General features: G+C 38.9%; 3 protein-coding genes. All 3 read right to left on the reverse strand.

Features of this window, described 5'->3' with window-relative positions; translation table 11 throughout:
* On the reverse strand, positions 1 to 1132 hold a 1132-nt coding region (locus tag AC1DRQ_RS30575; protein WP_477429754.1), incomplete at its 3' end, for an O-antigen ligase family protein.
* Positions 1133 to 1151: 19 nt separating this feature from the next.
* Entirely contained in the window at positions 1152 to 1748 is a 597-nt protein-coding gene (locus AC1DRQ_RS30580; RefSeq protein ID WP_429400026.1) for a sugar transferase, read from the reverse strand.
* A 9-nt stretch (positions 1749 to 1757) separates the two neighbouring features.
* A partial coding sequence (locus AC1DRQ_RS30585) for a DegT/DnrJ/EryC1/StrS family aminotransferase (RefSeq protein WP_477429757.1) occupies positions 1758 to 2772 on the reverse strand: 1015 nt, incomplete at its 5' end.

Below are 2772 nucleotides of genomic sequence, written 5' to 3' on the forward strand. Positions count from 1 at the left end.
CATCGGCACTAATCAGCCAGGCATTATGAGATAGCGCATTTAGTGATATTGCAATAAAAGAAAAAAACAGAGGCAACAATAAGGCATTGGGTTTTAACCTTATATGTTTTATAGTTTCCCGAAACAACCGGACAATCCTGTAGTAAATAGCCCCAAGTAATCCTAAACTTAAAAAAGGCCCCAGGTATGTAAAAAACATTAAGTAAGCATTGTGCGAGCTGAGGCCGAAAGTAAATAATGGGTTACGGTATGTTACCTCTTCCCAGCTCTTACCATAAAATATCAAACCAAAGGGATAATCGGCATAAACTTTCAAATTTTCTAAAGCCATGTCTGCCCGGTTATAATCATTGGCTTGTTTGGCTTCATTTTTTGTAAGAATATTGTTTTTACTATCCAGGTTATCTTTTAAGAAATAGGTATAAATTGCAAAACACATAAGGGCGGCCGCTGCCACAAAAACAACCGCCTTAAAACGGTAGTAAATAAATAAAAACACAACAACCGCACCGGTAAAACTAACAAAGGCCGACCGATTCATTCCCAGGTAGAGGCATACCACACAAATGCAAAAAGCAAGTATTTTAATGACCACGTGCAGTCTGAAAGTGAATGTGAGCACAAAAACAAAAGCCGTAAAAGCAGCAACCTGGTAGCCAAAAGTAAACTGGGTAATGGCCAACCCTGCAGGGCTTTGTTTAACTTGATCATCGAGCATTCTTGATCTTAGCGGATCAATAATCCCAGGATAAATATGATCCAAAACCATGATCATCATGGAGAGTGATAACGCCGCAAATACCACTATAACTGATGTATTAAAACGTTGCCTGTTTAATCCAACAAAATAATTAAAGTAAAGGGCACAGGTTACAACAACAATGACGCTTGCAAAAAAGCCCGTATAGTCGCCCTGTCCTACAATATCATATAAAAACATCGCTACAATTATCAAAGCAGTCTCTTTATAGTAGGCAAAAGGCTGCATAGGTGCTTTCACAAATAATGTTAGCAACAGGCCCAAAACCATCGGAGATGGTATCCTGAAAATATTTGTCATAAAAATATCAAAGGTCAGTGTATACAGATAGGCTGCCATTACACCAAAAACAATAAGTTTTTTAAGTGACATATACTGATGTATAAAGGATTTATTTACTGATGAGCCTTTTTAAGGTTTGGCATATTATTTTAATGTCAACCCACATATCATGCTTGTCAATATAATCCAGGTTTTGTTGAATTTTTGAGGGTATTATTTCGTTTATATATAGTTTCTCAGGATCTTCGGCGCCTGCAAGAATTTCATTTTCATTAAAATACAGAATGGATGCACGGTCAGTTATCCCCGGTTTAATGCTCAACACTCTTTGTTGATGCGCGGTGTACATCTCTACATATTTACGCACTTCGGGTCTTGGCCCCACAAAGCTCATATGCCCTATCAGGATATTAAACAATTGCGGTAATTCATCAAGTTTGTACTTGCGCAGCCAATACCCGGTTGGCGTGATACGATAATCGTGATAACCGATTGTTAAAAGTCCGATCCGGTCAGCATGTACATACATGGTCCTGAACTTGAACAAATTAAAATCAATGCCATTGCGGCCAACCCTGCGCTGAATATAAAACACCCCGCCTCTGGAGTCTATCCTGATCAATAGTGCTATCAGAATAAATACAGGCATCAACAGTACAATACCTGTTAATGCAAAACAAACGTCAAAAGCCCTTTTCAAAATCATGTGTATATTTTAAAAGCTTATTCTGGCCGGTTTCATGTTTTCAATTGCTGTATCAGGCACCAGATTATTCACAAGCTGTTTTTTAACAGCGTTGATAACAGCGTTAATAATGAATGTGATCTCTTCACCGGTTAACTGTGGATATATCGGCAATGATATTTCACAGGCATATTGCTGATAAGCCATCGGATAATCGACAATTTGGTATCCAAGGCTTTTGAAATAAGTAAGCATTGGCATAGGGATAAAATGCACATTTACAGCAACACCATCGCTGGTTATATCCTCAATGATCTGGTCGCGTTGATCTTCGGTTATGTTTTTGATCCGAAGCGGAAATAAGTGATAGCTGGATTCGCGGTTTTCATCCATTAACGGGGGCGAAATGAACCAATCCATATCTTTAAATCCATCGTAATATTTCAACGCAACCTGCTTTCTTAAAGGTAAAAGCTGTGTTTCGTACTTTTTAATTTGAGCAAGTCCAATTGCAGCGCATATATCAGGCATATTGATTTTAAGGCCCTGAAAAATGATATCATATTTCCACCCTCCTCCCAATGACTTTGAAAACGCATCCTTGGTTTGGCCGTTAAGGGTATACATCCTGAGGTATTTATATTCAGCTGCCGTATCAAAATGATCAGGCAGGTTTAAACAAATACAGCCTCCCTCGGCTGTGGTAACATTTTTAACCGCATGAAAGGAATATATAGTTACATCGCTCTTTTTTGCGGCAGCTAAGCCATTAAATTTAGCACCCAGGGAATGAGCAGCATCTGAAATTAACAAGATCCTGTTCAGGATACGCTGTTTAAAGGATTCGGCAACAAACAACCCGGTAATTTCAGGGTCATTTATAATTGCATTCAGCTTATCATAATCACATGGCCACCCGGCAATATCAACGGCAATAATTGCCTTTGTTTTAGGGGTGATAGCCTTGCGGACAGCATCTGCAGATATGCAAAAATCATCGTTAATATCAACCATTACCGGTGTTGCCCCGCAATGCAAAACACTC

Source organism: Mucilaginibacter sp. P4_E8, from assembly GCF_056401495.1.